Origin of the sequence: Ruegeria hyattellae, from assembly GCF_041537925.1 — a bacterium.
In the GTDB taxonomy this organism is placed as follows: domain Bacteria; phylum Pseudomonadota; class Alphaproteobacteria; order Rhodobacterales; family Rhodobacteraceae; genus Ruegeria_C.
On record NZ_JBGOSH010000008.1, the window covers coordinates 26,339 to 43,454 of the forward strand.

Consider the following 17,116-nt stretch of genomic DNA (forward strand, 5'->3'; position numbering starts at 1 on the left):
GAGGTTCAGCCGCAGCTTAACCCAACCATTTCCCGAATTGGTCGGACGCTAGTTTAGTGGTCGGCCTCAAGGCTAGCTGGCAACACGCGGGAGTACACAGATCTCAGATGAGCCAACATGGCCTGCGCCGCCTCTTCTCCGTCTCCATTCGATATCGCCGACAGGATCAAGTCATGCTCTCGAAAGCTGGAATAGTCATCGGGGGGTTTAAAGGTTTTACGAGGTTGTCCCCACACAATGGACCTCCGAACGGAGTTAAGAGTCTCGAAGAAATACAAAAAAAGCTGGTTACGCGTTGCCCGGGCTATCGCGTGATGTAAATTGTTGTCCCACGCTTCATATGTGCGCCAGTCCTCTGCGGCACGGCATCTCTCAACGCATAGCCTCATTTGCTCGCGATCCGAACGCGTAGAATGAAGCGCGGCAAGGCGGCTTAGTTGCGGCTCGATGGTAAATCGCACACCCACAACCTGTTCTGGCTTGATCTGGTCACCCAGATAGGTCACGTCCGTCAGATTGAGAACCGGTCGGGCACCAACGAACGTGCCCCGACCCACATGCCGCCAGATAAGCCCTTGGGCCTCAAGTTCAGCCAATACGCGCCTCAACTGATTTCGGGTTGTTCCCAGCCATTCGCACAGTTCCCTTTCAGGCGGAAGCCTATCGTTGTGTCGGTATCCAGCATTGTCGATCAGGTCCCGGACACGTTGCGAAAGTTCTGTAGGCTCGTTCACATTGCCACCCAATTTGCTGATTGGTTGATTGATTGAAGCGCCAAGTCGGCAAAAACTCAAGTGCAAGTGACAACCAAATCCGAGTCGCCCGCCAAGATCGGTGACCGAAGTGGGCGACAGCATGTAGGAGGAGAGCCGAGTGCGTTTAGCGACTGTTTCTGTAGATGGCAACGCCGTTTGTGTCGCAATACTTGCTAACGGCAGCAGGTTGGATGTTTCGCGTGCGATTAAGATGCTCATGCCAGTTACGGCTCTTGACGTAAGCACGATGCAGTCGGTTATCGAAGGCGGCCAAACCTCACTGGAGGCGTTGAAAGCCGTTGTTACTGCGGGTGAGGCAGGCGAACTCCAGGATGTGCTCGTCCCCGAGGACGCGCCGCTTCTGTCGCCCATTCCCACGCCACGTAAGAACGTGTTCTGCGTGGGGCGAAACTATGCTGAGCACATCGCGGAAGGTGAGCGGGCACAAAAAGAGAAAATCGGCATCACCAAGCATCCGGTTTTCTTTACCAAGCCGCCGACCTCGGTCGTTGCACCAGACGCTGACATCCTGCTTTTCCCTTCGGTTTCACAGTCCATCGACTACGAAGTCGAGTTGGCAGTCGTGATAGGTAAGCGCGGGCGAAACATCGCCAAGGCAGACGCGTTTAATCACGTGTTTGGGTATTCTATTCTGAACGACATAACGGCCCGTGACATACAGCGCCGCCATGGTGGTCAGTACTTCAAAGGCAAAGGGCTTGATGGATCTTGCCCAATTGGTCCATGCATCGTGACCGCCGGTGCCATCAGCGATCCGCAAGCTCTGTCGGTCGGTCTGACAGTTAACGGTGAGCAGCGCCAAAACGGGATGACGTCGGACATGATATTCGACATTCCAACGTTAATCGCATCCTTGTCAGAAGGCCTGACACTAGAACCGGGAGACATCATTGCGACAGGTACGCCATCAGGCGTCGGATACGCAATGGAACCGCCGCAGTTTTTAAAAAACGGGGACGTCGTAGTCTGCGAGGTTTCCGAAATCGGCACGCTAAAGAATACAGTGCGCGCCGTATAAATGGCTCCTACGCAGCTATCGCTGTGAGGCGTCAACGTTCAAGGGAGGAAGACTACAATGATGAACAGAAGGACTTTCACAGCGTCTCTGCTTACTGCTGTTCCGGTAGCAGGAGCACTTGGAACAATGGGTTTTGCGCAAGACTTGCGTGAAATCACCTTCGTGCAACCAAGCCCTTCGGCAATCAACTCATTTCCTGTGTTTGTTGCCATCGGAGAAGGGTACTTCGCAGATGAAGGGTTGTCCGTAACCGTCGAGGCTATCAACGGCTCAGGTGCCGTGCTTCAGGCATTGTCTGCCGGGCAAGCGCATTTCGGTCGCCCTGGGCCTGGACCTCTGATTGCAGCGCGGTCGCGGGATGTAGATGCCGTACATATCTACAACGTTGCGGCACGCAGCAACTTCGGCATCGCCGTGCCGGAAGACTCAGAAGTCCAAAGCGTTGAAGAACTGCGGGGCAAGGTCATCGGAACCGGCACTGCGGACGGTGCCGAAGTGGGTTTTGCACGAAACGTCTTGACCGGTGCAGGCATGAAAGAGGGTGAGGATTTCACATTTCTTACCGTTGGCGACGGTGGCCCGGCGACTGCAGCTTTCCTGAACGGTGAAATCGACGCATATTCTGCTTCGACAGCTGATACAGCGATCCTGAACCAGCGAGGAATGAAGGTGCGTGATATCACACCTGCGGAATTCGGGCGTTTCTTCGGAAACGGTATCGCCACAATGGCCGACACAATCGCTAACGATCGCGAATTGGTCGAGGCTTGGAGCCGCGCTTTCGCACGTGGTCATGCTTTTGCGCTTGATGATGCCAACCGTGAAGCTGTGTTGAAGCATCTGGCGGACGGCAATCCGCAGGAAGGCGAAGACAAGGAATTCCAGTCAGCGCTATTCGATGCCGTACGTTCGAAAACCATAGCTGCGGATCCAAGCAATGGTCTGGGATGGTACCCCGCCGAGGTTTGGCAAGAATGGCAAGACGCACTTGTCGCTGGGGGCGAAATTCCGGGACCGCTTGATGATTTGAGCGCCGCCTGGACCAATGAATTTGCCGCCATTGGCAACGAGGCCGCCAGCAAATGAATGCTGCAGCCGCTCAAGAGTTTTCCGGCGCGCCCTTGGGCACGCCGGTCTATGAGTTGACCCATTTAAGCAAGACCTATGCACGCAATCTTGTTGTTGCGCTTGAGGATATAAATCTGACGCTACGGAAAGGCAGCTTCACATCTGTTATCGGGTCCAGCGGCTGCGGGAAATCAACTCTGCTCAAGATCATGGCAGGTCTGATCCCGCCTACCAAAGGGCGCGTGATCCTACAGGGCCTGCCAGTTACGGGGCCGCGTCGGGATATTGGTATGATGTTTCAGCAAGCGACGCTTTTTCCCTGGAAAACAGCAGTGGAAAACATCACATTGCCGATCGAGATCCGCGACGGCAAAGCAGCCGCCAAGCAAGCAATGGGCAAGGCTCACGAACTTTTGGACATAGTGGGTCTAAAAGGTTTCGAAAACGTATACCCAAACGAATTGTCGGGCGGTATGGCACAGCGCGCCTCAATTTGCCGTATGCTGATCACTGAACCAGCCGTGCTTTTGTTAGACGAACCATTCAGTGCGCTGGACGAGCTGTCGCGCGACATGATGAATATGGAACTACAGCGGATTTGCCATGAACAGGATGCGACTGCATTTCTTGTCACGCACTCAATTCAGGAAGCCGTGATTTTGTCCGACGAAATCGTCGTGTTGAAACCACGCCCGGGCAGGATTGCCGAAATTGTGAAGGTCGACCTGCCACGCCCCCGCACGCTGGATATGATGACGACGCCCAAGTTTGGCGCTATTGTAGACTACATTCGCGGCCTCCTGGATAAGGGAGAAGAAATGTGAGCGAAGTTCAGAACTATTCACCTTCCCTAAAAGACGCTGACACCGCAGAAGACACGGTATGGGAGCAAAAAGTTCACTTTATCGACTCGGTCCCACGCTGGCTGGCGATGACCTTTGTCTTCGTGGTTTTTGTGGGCACATGGCAAAGTGTGACGAGCCTTGGGCTGGTTTCCCCAATCATTTTGCCTACGCCGTTGGAAACCCTGAAAGATATGATCTTCGTGGGACAAAATCTATTGACTGGCGGCTATATGCTTGGAGCGCTGTGGATCACAATCAAAGAAGTTATCTATGGTTTTGCGCTGGCAATCGCGATCGGTTTTTCGCTGGGCGTATTGGTGGGGGAAACGGCATTTGGTGAAAAGGCAGTGATGCCTTACCTGGTGGCCATAGATACCATGCCAAAGGTGGCATTTGCCCCACTTTTTGTGGCGTGGTTAGGCTTTGGCATTGAATCGAAGGTCGCGCTTGCCGCCTTTATCGCAACATTTCCAATCGTGGTTGGTACTGCGGCTGGGCTTCACGCCGCCGATGAAAACGCGCGCATGCTTTTCAAGACAATGGGCGCAAGTCGGATGCAGACATTGATCAAGATGAAACTGCCGACTGGCCTGCCGCAAATTTTTACCGGCCTTAAGATCGGAGCAGTCGGCGTAATGGCTGGTGCGATCACAGGAGAATTCCTGGGTGGTGGCAAGGGATTTGGCGAACTTATCCGAGTTGCGGCCTCGCAGCTCAACACTCCGCGCGTCTTCTCGTTGATCCTGTATCTCAGCCTTGTTGGTCTGGTGGTATTTGCGTCAGTGGTTTGGACACAGCGTAAATTGGTGTTCTGGCACAAAGAACAGGTGGGAAGAGATGACTTCTGAGCCTGTGAAAATAGACTGCCACACCCTGCGTGAATTTGTGGCGGTCGCGCTCGAAACTCGAGGTGTGCCAAAAACAGATGCGGACAAGGTGGCCTCGCTGATGGTCGAGGCCGACATATACGGATACGGCACGCATGGCGTCTTTCGCTTGCGCCAGTATCTTGCCAGACTGGCAGGGGGCGGCTCTAATCCGACGCCAAAAGTCATTGTAGAACATGAGACTGTCGCAACCGCTTTGATCGACGGAGATGATGGCCTCGGCCATCTGGCTATGTCGGCGGCGCGGGATCTTGCAATAGAAAAGGCAAAAGCAGCCGGTATCGGGTGGGTCGGTGTTCGGCGCGGCAACCATGCAGGACCACTCGCACTTTATGTGCGTCCACAAGCTGAGGCTGGGTTGCTTGGTATGGCGGCAGCAGTAGGCAGCGCGAACCATGTCCCGCCCTATGGCGGAAGCGATTTGCTTCTTGGCACCAATCCCATTGCTTTTTCCGCCCCTGTCGATGGCCCCGACCCGTTTGTGTTCGATATGGCGACGACTGTGGCCGCGATGGGTAAGATCAAAACCCTGTTGCAGCAAGGCAAGCCTATGCCCGAAGGCTGGATGGTTGGGCGTGATGGAAACCCATTGACGGACCCCGCCCTCAAGTCAGAAGGATTTCTTTTGCCGATCGGCGGTCCGAAAGGGTTCGGTCTTTCCGTAGCTATCGGGTTGATGGCCGGGGTCTTGAACGGCGCGGCCTTCGGCTCTGATGTGGTTAACTTCACCTCAGACACAACGTCGTCCACAAACACAGGGCAATTTGTAATGGCGCTAGATCCGGCAGCTTTTGGATTGGACAAAGACTTTGCTTCTAACGCAGCCCGCGTGTTTTCTGAAATGCGTGCATCTCCCCCCCTGCCCGGTCATGATCCCGTGCACCTGCCGGGCGACGGCAAAACGGCCGCCGCTGAGGCTCGCCGCAAAGACGGCGTTAGGCTCAACCCGGCCCTTTGTCGGGACCTCAACAATCTTGCCTTGGACTGTGGGCTGACGCCCCCGTTTCTTGGTCTAAAGACAGACTAGCGGCGTATCCGAGGGAAGCTGGTAGGCGCATTCGACCAGACGTTAACTAAGCGATTCATCCTCAGCCTCCAGCGCTTTCACAAGGGCCGAAAGTTTGTTCATCATGTGAAGCTTCATGGACTTTCCAAGCCCATCTGCGTCGCGGGCCCTGAGTAACTCCATCATGGTTTCATGTTCGTCAATTGCCTGCGCCCAGCGCTCGCCCGACAAGTTGGCCATAAAACGTGCGCGGCGGACCCGCGCGGCCAACAGCGTGTGGTGGCTTTCAAGGATATCGTTCCGCGATCCGCGTATCAGAGCCTGATGAATGTCCTGATTGGCCTTAAAATATGCCTGTCGATCACGTGAATCGTAGGCATTCAGCATATCCTTGTGGCGGCTCTCGATCTGTTGAGTTTCCGCGGAGTTCATGCGCTGACACGCCAACTCTCCCGCCAGTTGCTCAAGCGTTGCAAGCACTGGAAACGTATTCTCCAATTCCTCACGCGTGACACTTGAGACGCGGGCTCCCCGGTTGGCTTGAAGTACCACAAAGCCTTCTGATGCAAGCACCTTTAGGGCTTCTCGCAGCGGTGTCCGTGAGACCCCCAATGAGTCGCAAAGCTGTTTCTCGGGCACCTTTTCACCCGGCTTTAGAACATCTTCGACAACTAGGTTACGCAGCCTTTCGACCAGTTCTTCGTGAAGGGTCGTGCGTTTGATGCTATCCGTCAGGTTCATTTCCATTTCCTAAACATCAAGAACCATATCCAACAGGCGCGCGACGTGCATAGCTTGATGCTGCGTACCTTCGGCGACTTGGTGGCGGCAAGATGTTCCGTCTGCCACGATAACTGCATCTATAGGCGCTGCTTCCAACGCCGGGAACAAGTCGAGTTGTGCCATCTTTATCGAAACATCGATAGTGTCAGGCGCGTATCCAAACGCCCCGGCCATGCCGCAACAACCGCTTTCAATCATGTGAACTTGTGCCCCCGGAATATGCTTCAAAAGGTTGAGCATCGGTGTGACAGCTTCGTGAGCTTTCTGGTGGCAATGCCCATGCACATAGATCGGGCGATCCAACGAACTCAGGGGCAAATCCGGCTGGTTGGCCAAGAATTCCTCAAAGGTGTGAGTGGCGTTCGACAACATCTCCGCTTCCGGCCCTGGGCAAAGCGCCATAACTTCATCCCGGAACGTGAGGATAGAGGAAGGTTCGAGCCCTACTATCGGCACACCTTTTGCAACTGCCTCTCGCGTCGTGTCAATCACACGCTGTACCTCGTGACGCGCTTCGTCGACGCAGCCAATAGCTAAGAGAGTACGTCCGCAATCCAAACCCCGGTCAGATCGCTTGTCTCGCGCCACGGCCACCCGTAGTCCTGTTGCCCGCAAAACCCGGATAGCAGCGCGTAAATTTTCCGGCTCGAAATACCGGTTGAACACATCGGCAAACAGCAACACCTGTGGATCATTGTCCTGAGCCTCGGCATCACGGAACGGAGCAGAAGACCACACTGGCAGGTCACGTCGCGCTGAAATACCAGTCGGTCCCTCCAATAGCTTACGCAAGGGACCAATTTTGTTTCGTAAATTCATAAGCCACGCGATCTTCGCGACTTTTGGCGCATATCGGGGCAGGTAAGCTATCAATTTGTCTGCCAACGTCAGCCCATCTTTTTTACGTTTTGCTGACAATACTTCGATTTTCATTCGCGCCATGTCGACGCCAGTCGGACATTCCCGAGCGCACGCTTTACAGGACACGCAGTACTTCATTGTGTCCAACATGGCATCGGACGACAATCCGCCCGGTATCTGCCCGCTGATCGCAAACCGCAGCGTATTTGCCCGTCCACGCGTAACATCACGCTCGTTTCGGGTCGCTCGAAAAGATGGGCACATAACCCCACCCTTGAGCTTGCGGCATGCACCATTGTTGTTGCACATCTCGACGGCGCCCTGAAACCCTCCTCCGGAACCCGGCCAAGTGGACCAGTCCAGCGAAGTTTCGAATTCAGGAACCGAATAGTCCTGGCCATAGCGGAACAATCGCCGGTCATCCATCGCAGGCGCGTTCACGATCTTGCTGGGATTCATCACCCCGTCGGGATCAAACCGGTTCTTAACCTGCTCAAACGCAGAAACGATACGCTGACCGAACATCTTCTCATGAAATTCTGATCGTACGATCCCGTCACCATGTTCACCTGAATGAGATCCTTTATACTTTTTGACCAGATCAAATGTTTCTTCGGCGATCGCCCTCATTGTCCGGACGTCTTTGTCTTGCCGCATGTTCAGCACAGGGCGCACGTGTAAACACCCCACCGAGGCATGCGCGTACCATGTTCCCTTTGTGCCATGTTTTGCAAAGATTTCGGTCAGGCCAGCGGTGTATTCGGCGAGGTCGGGCAACGGGACAGCGCAATCTTCGACAAAAGAGATTGGTTTTCCCGCCTCTTTCATCGACATCATGACATTCAACCCGGATTTTCGGTACTCGGCGATAGAGTTCTGCAAAGAGTTGTCCGTAACAGAGACAACGCCGCCCCACCGGTTTTCCGCACCGCTGAAAGCAAACCCGAGATCTCCCATCAGTTGCGAAAGCTCGACCAGTTTTGCGGCATTTGCCTCGGCGCTACCCTCGGCGAATTCCACCAGCAGCAGGGCTTCGGGAGTGCCTTCAACAAAGGCATTAATCGTTTCGCGAAACAATGGGATTTCACGCCCCAACGCAATCATGGTGTCGTCGACCAACTCTACCGCCTGGGGGTTGAGTGTCACGATGTGCTGAGTGGCCTCCATTGCTGCACGGAATGTCGGGAAATGGCACACACCGGTAACTTTCGCGGCCGGCAGCTGTGCCAGACTTAATTCCAGTTCTGTGAAATAGGCCAATGTGCCTTCAGACCCCACCAATAAATGGGACATGTTGATGTCGTTACCTACAAGGGCGTCGATATTGTACCCGCCCACACGGCGCTGGACTTTGGGAAAACGAGCGTCAATTTCAGCAGCCTCGCGACGCCCAAGAGCGCGCATATCACCAACTAGATCCGCATAATTGCCTGATGCGGCCGTATCAGCGCTGAACCGCGCTTCCATGCCGTCAACCAGGATTGCGTTTATCGCACGGACGTTGTCTCGCATGATCCCGTATCGCAGAGACTTTCCGCCTGAAGAATTGTTTGCGGCCATCCCCCCAAGAGTGCAACGAGACGCTGTAGAGGGATCCACGGGAAACCACAGGCCATGCTTCTTCAAAGCTTCGTTCAATTGATCCAGAACAACACCGGGCTGAACGCGCGCAATTCGCTTCTCAACGTCTACGTCTAGAATACGATTCAAGTGTTTTGTGTTGTCCAGCACAACGCCCTGATTGACCGTTTGCCCGCATTGCGACGTGCCGCCGCCGCGAGGCAGAACCGAACTCCCTTCGTCCCGCGCAATGGACATCACGGCTTGGACATCTTCTGTGGACTGGGGGATCACCACAGCGTCCGGTATCATCTGATAGATTGAGGCATCGGTCGAGTATCGAGCAAGCGATGCCGGACCTGACATCACTTCCCCCCGTACATCAGACAACAGTCGGCGGTACAACGATCCATTCTCTACCATCAGGTTCGCCTTCCCTTCCCTGTAAGCCTAATTAGACGCTTCACTTCACCGTTGACTGAATAATGAATTCATAATTAACTTTTGCAATAGGCAATAGCGCCACTTTTTTGGCACCAGCGTAAGGATCAGTTCAAATGCGTCAGGCGGGTAGACACTTTTTGCAGATTCCAGGGCCAAGTGCTGTGCCGGATCGAATCCTGAGAGCCATAAGCACGCAGACCATTGATCACCGAGGACCCAATTTTGCAGAAGTCGGGAACAAAGCCCTCAATGGTATGAAGACGATTTTCAAGACAAAACAGAACGTCTTTATCTATCCTTCATCCGGCACCGGTGCATGGGAAGCCGCACTTGTGAACACGGTTTCGCCTGGCGAAAAAGTTCTGATGTTCGAAACAGGGCATTTCGCCTTCATGTGGTGCAACTTGGCTGGAAAACTAGGATTGCATCCAGAGCTGATCGAAGGGGATTGGCGCGGCGGCGCGGACCCCAATCAGATTGAAGACCGTCTACGTGCGGACGAGCAGCACGAAATCAAGGCGGTTTGCGTCGTTCACAACGAAACGTCCACCGGGTCAGTCTCATCAATTGAGGAAGTGCGCAGGGCCATAGACGCAGCAAAACACCCCGCACTTCTAATCGTGGACTCTATCTCCGGCCTTGCGTCGATTGATTTTCGGTTCGATGACTGGGGGGTTGATGTGTGTGTCTCCGGCTCGCAAAAAGGACTGATGTTACCGCCTGGTCTGAGCTTCAACGCCGTGAGCGATCGGGCGCTGAAACACTCAAAATCCGTGACCACGCCGCGAAGTTACTGGGATTGGCAGGATATGGTCGGGCCAAATCAGAAGGGGTTCTTTCCTTACACCCCCGGCACCAATCTTCTCTATGGATTGAATGAGGCCATCGACATGTTGCACGAGGAGGGGTTGGACAATGTTTTTGCCCGTCACGCCAAACACGGAGCCGCGACACGGGCTGCCGTGCGCGCCTGGGGTCTTGAGGTTTTGTGCACACATCAAGGTCAGGAATCGAGCGTCTTGACTGCGGTTAAGGTCCCAGAAGGTCACTCCGCCGATGCATTTCGTGCTACGGCGCTTGAGCACTATGACATCTCACTAGGAAATGGTCTGTCCAAGGTAGCCGACAATGTGTTCCGCATTGGTCATTTGGGCGATTTCAACGACCTAATGTTGATGGCCACCCTTTCTGGCGTAGAAATGGGGCTAACCAAGAGCGGTATGCCTCATAACGGAGGTGGCACTCAGGCTGCCTTGGAACATCTAAAGGCTGCGTAGCGCCGGACAGAGTTTCTAAAAATGCAACCAAACCAAGACTCATGGATCGGACAATAACGAACCTTTTTGACTGCCAACTCATAAGGAGACTTAAAATGACTCGCATGACGGCAAAGGACTTCGACCAGGAACTTCTGGACCTGTACGACTTTTACGCGCACGGCAAAATCACCAAGCGCCAGTTCCTGGACCGCGCCGGTAAGTTCGCGGTTGGTGGTTTATCAGCGGTTGCATTGCTGAGCATGCTTAGCCCGAATTATGCTTTGGCCGAGCAGGTATCCTTCAACGATCCCGATATCCATGCAGACTACATCACCTATCCTTCACCAAATGGAACCGGCGATGTAAGGGGGTACCTTGTCAGACCGGCCGGTGTGGATGAGCCCCTACCTGCGGTGCTGGTCATCCATGAAAACCGAGGCTTGAATCCTTACATCGAGGACGTGGCGCGCAGATTGGCGAAAGCCGGGTTTATGGCATTGGCCCCCGACGGCCTGACATCAGTGGGCGGATATCCTGGCAACGACGCGGATGGGCGCGAGCTGCAAAAGACAGTGGACCGGGTCGAGTTGATGAATGATTTCTTCAATGGGTTCGAATACCTGTTGAACCGAGATGACTGCACCGGAAAGGTTGGCGCTGTCGGTTTCTGCTACGGCGGTGGTGTCGTTAGCGCAATTGCCGTGGCCTACCCCGAACTTGCCGCTGGTGTTCCGTTCTACGGACGCCAGCCAGCAGCCGAGGATGTCGCCAAAATTCAGGCACCGTTGCTGGTTCAGATGGGGGAGCTTGATGATCGGATAAACGCGGGCTGGCCCGAGTTTGAGGCCGCTCTAAAAGCCAATGATAAGGTTTATGAGGCCTATATCTACGAAAATGCCAACCACGGATTTCATAATGACAGCACGCCACGCCACGACGAGGAGATGGCAAACTTAGCTTGGGACCGCACAATTGATTGGTTCAACACCTATCTGAAGTAATTGGTGTAGGCTGCGAATTCAGCCATGCATTGACATCGCTTCGTCGCACGCCACGGTTCACCGGGGCCAAGTCCTTTGAAGCCCGTGCATTCTAACTTACGTGGTAAAATAGACCGCTATGAGCCCTTGGCCCTTAGAACGCGTAGTGCCAATGAAGGTATCCAATACCCATAGATGCGTTCATTGGCAGTTTCACAGCCATTGGATGTTTGTCGGCGTTGCAACGAACCTCGAACGTTGCTGAAGGGGTATTATGTGAACCGATCTCTGGTTGAGTGGTCAGCTCCCCTGCGGACCAAACGATCCATTACTCAATCCGCCGGATAGCAGTCATTGATCCTGCGCGGAGAACGTCTGTTTCGAGCCCAAACTGATGAATGCTGCGGCACGCATGAATGTCAGCAGCGGCGCTTATCGATTGAAGCATGCCAGTCTCATAATGTGGCAACCGTCGGGGCGTTGAGTGCGTTCGCAACCTCTCGACATTCGCGTTCTCAATAAGCGATCAAAGCGATGAGCAGCCCACATTGTTTGCAATGTGCACTCTAGTTGGTCATCTTGCGCATCATGGACTTCTTGCCCGTCAACCACAGCGGTTTTCTGATCGCGATGTCTTTCCTAGTCGCACTTGTGGCAGGCTTCACCGGGCTGTCGTTGACACGGGACTTGTCCGAAAAGCCGGTGTTTCAGAAGAAAGCGTCAATTGCACTGGCAGCGATCGCCTTGGGCGGTGGGATCTGGGCGATGCACTTTGTCGCCATGTTAGGGCTAAAACTGCCCATCCTGTTCTATTATGACGCAGCGATTACGCTTGTTTCCGCCCTTTGCGCCATATTGCTTGTAGGTGCCGCCTTGATCTTGCTGCACTTTGCAGATCGAACACCAAAGATCATTGCCGCCGCCGGCGTGATCGTAGGGATTGGCATTCTGACCATGCACTATATTGGAATGGCGGGGCTGGAGCAGTGCCGCGCCGTTTACACTAATTCGGGTGTTGCATTGTCATCGATTGTCGCGATTGGCCTGTGCATGTTGGCGTTTTGGATCGCCTATGGGCAACGGACCAATCGCAATATCATACTGGGCACGTTCTGTTTTGCGGTGGCCGTTTGCTCTGTCCACTTTTTGGCAATGGCGGGGACCAACTTTGTCGCAGAGCCGAATACATCTGACTTTGGGCCGTCCATGAGCAATGAGACACTTGCGCTTGGTGTGATCTTTTTCAGTTTCGTGATCTTCGGTGCCTGCCTATGGGTCAGCGTCACATATCTGATCCCGCCTGACAGCATTGATGATGGAGGAAGCCCGTCTGAGGACATCGTTCCTGTGCAAGTTGTTGATGGGTTGCAAATCCCGTGTGAGCGGGACGGAAGAAAGATCTTTATTAGATCTGAAGACGTTTCTTTCATGCGCGCTGATGGTCACTATACGCAGGTCTACACCGACAAAGAACGGCTGTTTTGCGCCTGGCCCGTTACAGAGGCTTTGGACCGCCTGCTGCCCATCGGTTTCTTGCAAACCCATCGAAGCTATCTGGTCAATCCTGTCCATGTCTCACGGTTTGAGCGGACCAAGGACAAGGGCCGCTGCATCTTTGGTGGCGCTGATTTGCCGCCGGTCCCGGTTAGCCGCTCGAAGCTGAAGGTCATTCAGGACGCGCTGGCGTCGCAGGTCGGCGCAATTCGTGCGTAGGCCGGCGCATTTCGTGCAAAAGACCTGTATTTCATTGATTTTCTAGTGCCCCAGCATACAGGCGTATGCAGTCTTCGCCCCAAGCCAGAACATTCGCTTTAAGGGAGGAGAAAGCCGATGATTCCAGCGGCATTTGAGTATTATCGCCCCAAGGACATGGCCGGTGTCCTATCCATTCTCGCCGAACACGGAGATGACGCGCGCGTCATGGCGGGCGGTCACAGTCTGATCCCGATGATGAAGCTGCGCATGGCCGACGTTCCACATCTGATCGATTTGCAAGACGTGGGTGGCATGTCCGACATCGCCGTTGGTGGCGATGCCATTCGGATCGGTGCGATGGTGACACAAGCCGATATCATCGATCACGAGGGCCTCGCCGCTGCCGCTCCGATCCTACGGGAAGCCGCCTTGCAGATCGCTGATCCTCAGGTCCGCTATATGGGCACAGTTGGCGGCAACGTTGCAAACGGTGATCCAGGCAATGACATGCCGGGACTGATGCAATGTCTTGATGCCGGGTTCACTGTTGTTGGTGCAGATGGCGAGCGTGATATCCGCGCGCGGGAATTCTACGAGGCGGCCTACATGACGGCCCGCGAGGACGAAGAAGTTCTGACAGCCGTGACGATCCCGCTGCCCAAAGGTGGCTACGCTTACGAAAAACAGAAGCGTAAGATCGGTGACTACGCGACAGCCGCGGCGGCGGTTCAGATCGTCAAAGATGGTGGCGCATGCGTTAGTGCGTCGGTCGCAATGACAAACCTCAGCGACACACCCGTCTATTCCGAAGCTGCAAGCCAAGCGCTTGTTGGGTCTTCAGTAGACGATGCGGCCTTGGATGCCGCCGTTAACGCAATGTTGGGCGACATCGACCCAACCGAGGACAATCGCGGCCCCGTCGCATTCAAGAACCACGTGGCTGGCGTCATCTTGCGCCGCGCTATCGCGCGCGCCTGGTTGCGGGCGTAAGGAGCACACTCATGTCAAAAAAAATGCACATCAAACTGAACGTGAATGGCAAAGACGAAGAGTTCTTGGCCGAGCCGCGTGAGTTGTTGATTTACACGCTGCGCGAACGGCTGAACATCACCGGGCCGCATATTGGGTGCGAGACATCCCATTGCGGCGCATGCACCGTCACCATCAACGGTAAGTCGGTCAAATCCTGCACCATGTTTGTCGCCCAAGCCGATGGCGCCGAGGTGACCACCATTGAGGGCATTGGTGGACCAGACGATCTGCACCCGCTGCAAGAGGCGTTCAAGGAACATCACGGGCTTCAGTGTGGCTATTGCACGCCCGGCATGATCACCCGTGCCGCCAAGTTGCTGGAAGAAAACCCCAACCCGACTGAAGAAGAAATCCGCTTTGGCATGGCCGGCAACATCTGCCGCTGCACGGGTTACCAGAACATTGTGAAATCCATTCAAGCCGCTGCGGCTGAGATGAATACAGCCAAGGAGGCGGCAGAATGAAGGACGAGATCACTCGCGAAGAACGGGTCGATAACCTCAAGGGCATGGGCTGCTCGCGCAAGCGGGTCGAGGATGCCCGGTTCACGCAAGGCAAAGGCAACTACGTCGACGATATTAAGCTGGATGGCATGCTGTTTGGCGATTTCGTGCGCTCGCCCTATGCGCACGCTCATATCAAAAGCATCGACACCGCCGCTGCGTTGGAAGTCCCGGGCGTTTTAGCGGTCTTGACGGCTGCTGATCTGGAACCGCTGGGACTGCATTGGATGCCAACGCTTGCGGGCGACAAGCAGATGGTGCTGGCCGATGGCAAAGTTCTGTTTCAAGGGCAGGAAGTGGCCTACGTCGTCGCCGAAGACCGTTATGCCGCGGCAGACGGCATCGAAGCCGTCGTCGTTGAATACGATGAGTTGCCAGTCATCGTGAATCCATTTGAAGCACTGACATCAGATGTGGTTTTGCGCGAGGATCTGGTGGCCGAGGATGGGTCCATCCCTGACGGTGCTCATGGTCCCCGCAAACATCCAAACCACATTTTCACATGGGAAGCGGGCGACAAACACCCGACCGAAGAGGTCATCGCGAATGCAGAGGTCGTGGCGACCGAAAGCATGTACTATCACCGAACCCACCCTTGCCCGCTGGAAACCTGCGGCTGCGTGGCGTCGATGGACAAGGTCAACGGCAAGCTAACGCTTTGGGGGACCTTCCAGGCACCGCACGCCATCCGGACGGTGGTTTCATTGATCTCTGGCATCGAGGAACACAACATCCGCGTCATCTCGCCCGACATCGGTGGCGGATTCGGCAACAAAGTGGGGGCTTATCCGGGTTATGTCTGCTCGGTCGTGGCTTCGATTGTCACCGGCAAACCAGTCAAGTGGATTGAAGACCGGATGGATAATCTGATGACCACCGCCTTCGCGCGGGATTATCACATGACTGGCAAGATCGCGGCCACGCCAGAGGGCAAGATCACCGGCCTGCAATGCCATGTGACGGCTGACCACGGTGGCTTTGACGCCTGTGCTGACCCGACCAAATTTCCGGCGGGCTTCATGAACATCTGCACCGGGTCCTATGACATCCCGACAGCGCACCTTGCCGTCGATGGCGTCTACACCAACAAGGCGCCCGGCGGCGTCAGCTATCGCTGTTCGTTCCGTGTGACCGAGGCGGTCTACTTCATCGAGCGCATGATCGAGGTTCTGGCGATCAAGCTGGACATGGACGCAGCCGAGCTTCGCCGAATCAACTTTATCAAGAAAGAACAGTTCCCCTATACAGCCGCACTTGGCTGGGAATACGACAGCGGCGATTACCACACTGCATGGGACAAGGCACTTAAGACCGTCGACTACGAAGGTTTGCGCGCCGAACAGGCGCAGCGCGTCGAAGCTTTCAAAGCTGGCAAGACCCGCAAGTTGATGGGGATTGGCCTGTCGTTCTTCACCGAGATCGTCGGCGCAGGTCCAGTCAAGAACTGCGACATCCTTGGTCTTGGCATGTTCGACAGCTGCGAGATTCGCATTCATCCAACCGGCTCGGCCATTGCCCGGTTGGGAACGATTTCTCAGGGCCAGGGGCATGCGACGACATTTGCGCAAATCCTGGCGTCCGAGATCGGCCTGCCCGCTGACTCGATAACCATCGAGGAAGGCGATACCGATACTGCACCATACGGTCTTGGCACCTACGGGTCACGCTCGACTCCGGTGGCAGGAGCGGCAACGGCTATGGCAGGCCGAAAAATTCGCGCCAAAGCACAGATGATTGCCGCCTATTTGCTGGAAGTTCACGACAACGACGTTGAATTCGATGTGGATCGGTTTGTGGTTAAGGGAGCGCCTGAAAAGTTCAAGACGATGAAGGAAATCGCCTTTGCCGCGTATAATCAGGCCATCCCGGGCATCGAGCCGGGGCTGGAAGCGGTCAGCTATTATGATCCGCCCAATATGACGTACCCCTTCGGCGCTTATGTCTGTGTGATGGATATCGACGTCGATACCGGTGTTCCGGAAATCCGCCGCTTCTATGCGCTGGATGATTGTGGCACCCGGATCAACCCGATGATCATCGAAGGACAGGTGCATGGCGGTCTGACAGAGGCGCTTGCCGTCGCATTGGGCCAAGAGATCGCCTATGACGATATGGGCAACGTGAAGACCGGCACGCTGATGGACTTTTTCCTGCCGACAGCGTGGGAAGTCCCCAATTATGAAACGGACTTCACCGTCACACCCAGCCCGCACCACCCTATCGGCGCCAAGGGCGTCGGCGAAAGCCCGCATGTGGGTGGCGTGCCGTGTTTCTCGAACGCAGTGCAGGATGCCTTCCGGCCCTTTGGCAATACGCACACCAACATGCCGCACGATCACTGGCGCATCTGGAAAACTGCCAATGAACTTGGCCTGCATGGCTGATGCTAAGGTAGGGTG

At 55.0% G+C, this 17,116-nt stretch carries 14 protein-coding genes; 11 read left to right on the forward strand and 3 right to left on the reverse strand.

Features of this window, described 5'->3' with window-relative positions; genetic code table 11:
• Positions 1-53: 53 nt before the first annotated feature.
• Positions 54-974, reverse strand: a complete 921-nt coding sequence (locus AB1E33_RS18125) for a FadR/GntR family transcriptional regulator (RefSeq protein WP_372578677.1) — start codon at positions 972-974, stop codon at positions 54-56.
• Positions 975-1,002: 28 nt separating this feature from the next.
• On the opposite strand from AB1E33_RS18125, the gene AB1E33_RS18130 reads away from it, so the two are divergent.
• The 5 genes from AB1E33_RS18130 (at position 1,003) to AB1E33_RS18150 (ending at position 5,621) form a co-directional block, all read left to right on the forward strand.
• The gene (locus AB1E33_RS18130; RefSeq protein ID WP_372578678.1) at positions 1,003-1,794 is read left to right on the forward strand and encodes a fumarylacetoacetate hydrolase family protein; all 792 of its coding nucleotides are present in this window, start codon (positions 1,003-1,005) and stop codon (positions 1,792-1,794) included.
• A gap of 126 nt (positions 1,795-1,920) precedes the next feature.
• Positions 1,921-2,880: an ABC transporter substrate-binding protein gene (locus AB1E33_RS18135; RefSeq protein WP_372578679.1), complete on the forward strand. Its 960-nt coding sequence runs from the start codon at positions 1,921-1,923 to the stop codon at positions 2,878-2,880.
• Positions 2,877-3,686: an ABC transporter ATP-binding protein gene (locus tag AB1E33_RS18140; RefSeq protein ID WP_372578680.1), complete on the forward strand. Its 810-nt coding sequence runs from the start codon at positions 2,877-2,879 to the stop codon at positions 3,684-3,686. Before AB1E33_RS18135 ends, AB1E33_RS18140 begins: the two co-directional genes overlap by 4 nt.
• On the forward strand, positions 3,683-4,555 hold the full coding sequence (locus AB1E33_RS18145; protein WP_372578681.1) for an ABC transporter permease: 873 nt from the start codon (positions 3,683-3,685) through the stop codon (positions 4,553-4,555). The genes AB1E33_RS18140 and AB1E33_RS18145 overlap by 4 nt, the downstream gene beginning before the upstream one ends.
• On the forward strand, positions 4,545-5,621 hold the full coding sequence (locus AB1E33_RS18150) for an Ldh family oxidoreductase (protein WP_372578682.1): 1,077 nt from the start codon (positions 4,545-4,547) through the stop codon (positions 5,619-5,621). Before AB1E33_RS18145 ends, AB1E33_RS18150 begins: the two co-directional genes overlap by 11 nt.
• Positions 5,622-5,663: 42 nt before the next feature.
• Here the strand turns inward: AB1E33_RS18150 and AB1E33_RS18155 are convergent, their stop codons facing one another.
• Together AB1E33_RS18155 and AB1E33_RS18160 are read right to left on the reverse strand one after the other, a co-directional pair.
• A complete protein-coding gene (locus tag AB1E33_RS18155) occupies positions 5,664-6,341 on the reverse strand; it encodes a GntR family transcriptional regulator (protein ID WP_372578683.1) in 678 nt (225 codons plus the stop codon).
• A 9-nt stretch (positions 6,342-6,350) separates the two neighbouring features.
• Positions 6,351-9,227, reverse strand: a complete 2,877-nt coding sequence (locus AB1E33_RS18160; RefSeq protein WP_372578684.1) for an FAD-binding and (Fe-S)-binding domain-containing protein — start codon at positions 9,225-9,227, stop codon at positions 6,351-6,353.
• A 134-nt stretch (positions 9,228-9,361) separates the two neighbouring features.
• Here AB1E33_RS18160 and AB1E33_RS18165 point away from each other — a divergent pair, with 134 nt between their 5' ends.
• The 6 genes from AB1E33_RS18165 (at position 9,362) to AB1E33_RS18190 (ending at position 17,101) form a co-directional block, all read left to right on the forward strand.
• Positions 9,362-10,525: a pyridoxal-phosphate-dependent aminotransferase family protein gene (locus tag AB1E33_RS18165; protein WP_372578685.1), complete on the forward strand. Its 1,164-nt coding sequence runs from the start codon at positions 9,362-9,364 to the stop codon at positions 10,523-10,525.
• Positions 10,526-10,620: 95 nt separating this feature from the next.
• Complete coding sequence (gene yghX, locus AB1E33_RS18170) at positions 10,621-11,508, forward strand: YghX family hydrolase (protein WP_372578686.1); 888 nt, start codon at positions 10,621-10,623, stop codon at positions 11,506-11,508.
• A 567-nt stretch (positions 11,509-12,075) separates the two neighbouring features.
• Positions 12,076-13,200: an MHYT domain-containing protein gene (locus AB1E33_RS18175; protein ID WP_372578687.1), complete on the forward strand. Its 1,125-nt coding sequence runs from the start codon at positions 12,076-12,078 to the stop codon at positions 13,198-13,200.
• A 117-nt stretch (positions 13,201-13,317) separates the two neighbouring features.
• On the forward strand, positions 13,318-14,172 hold the full coding sequence (locus tag AB1E33_RS18180; protein ID WP_372578688.1) for an FAD binding domain-containing protein: 855 nt from the start codon (positions 13,318-13,320) through the stop codon (positions 14,170-14,172).
• Positions 14,173-14,183: 11 nt separating this feature from the next.
• Entirely contained in the window at positions 14,184-14,678 is a 495-nt protein-coding gene (locus AB1E33_RS18185) for a (2Fe-2S)-binding protein (protein ID WP_372578689.1), read from the forward strand.
• Positions 14,675-17,101: an aerobic carbon-monoxide dehydrogenase large subunit gene (locus tag AB1E33_RS18190; protein WP_372578690.1), complete on the forward strand. Its 2,427-nt coding sequence runs from the start codon at positions 14,675-14,677 to the stop codon at positions 17,099-17,101. Before AB1E33_RS18185 ends, AB1E33_RS18190 begins: the two co-directional genes overlap by 4 nt.
• The last annotated feature ends 15 nt before the right edge of the window (positions 17,102-17,116 follow it).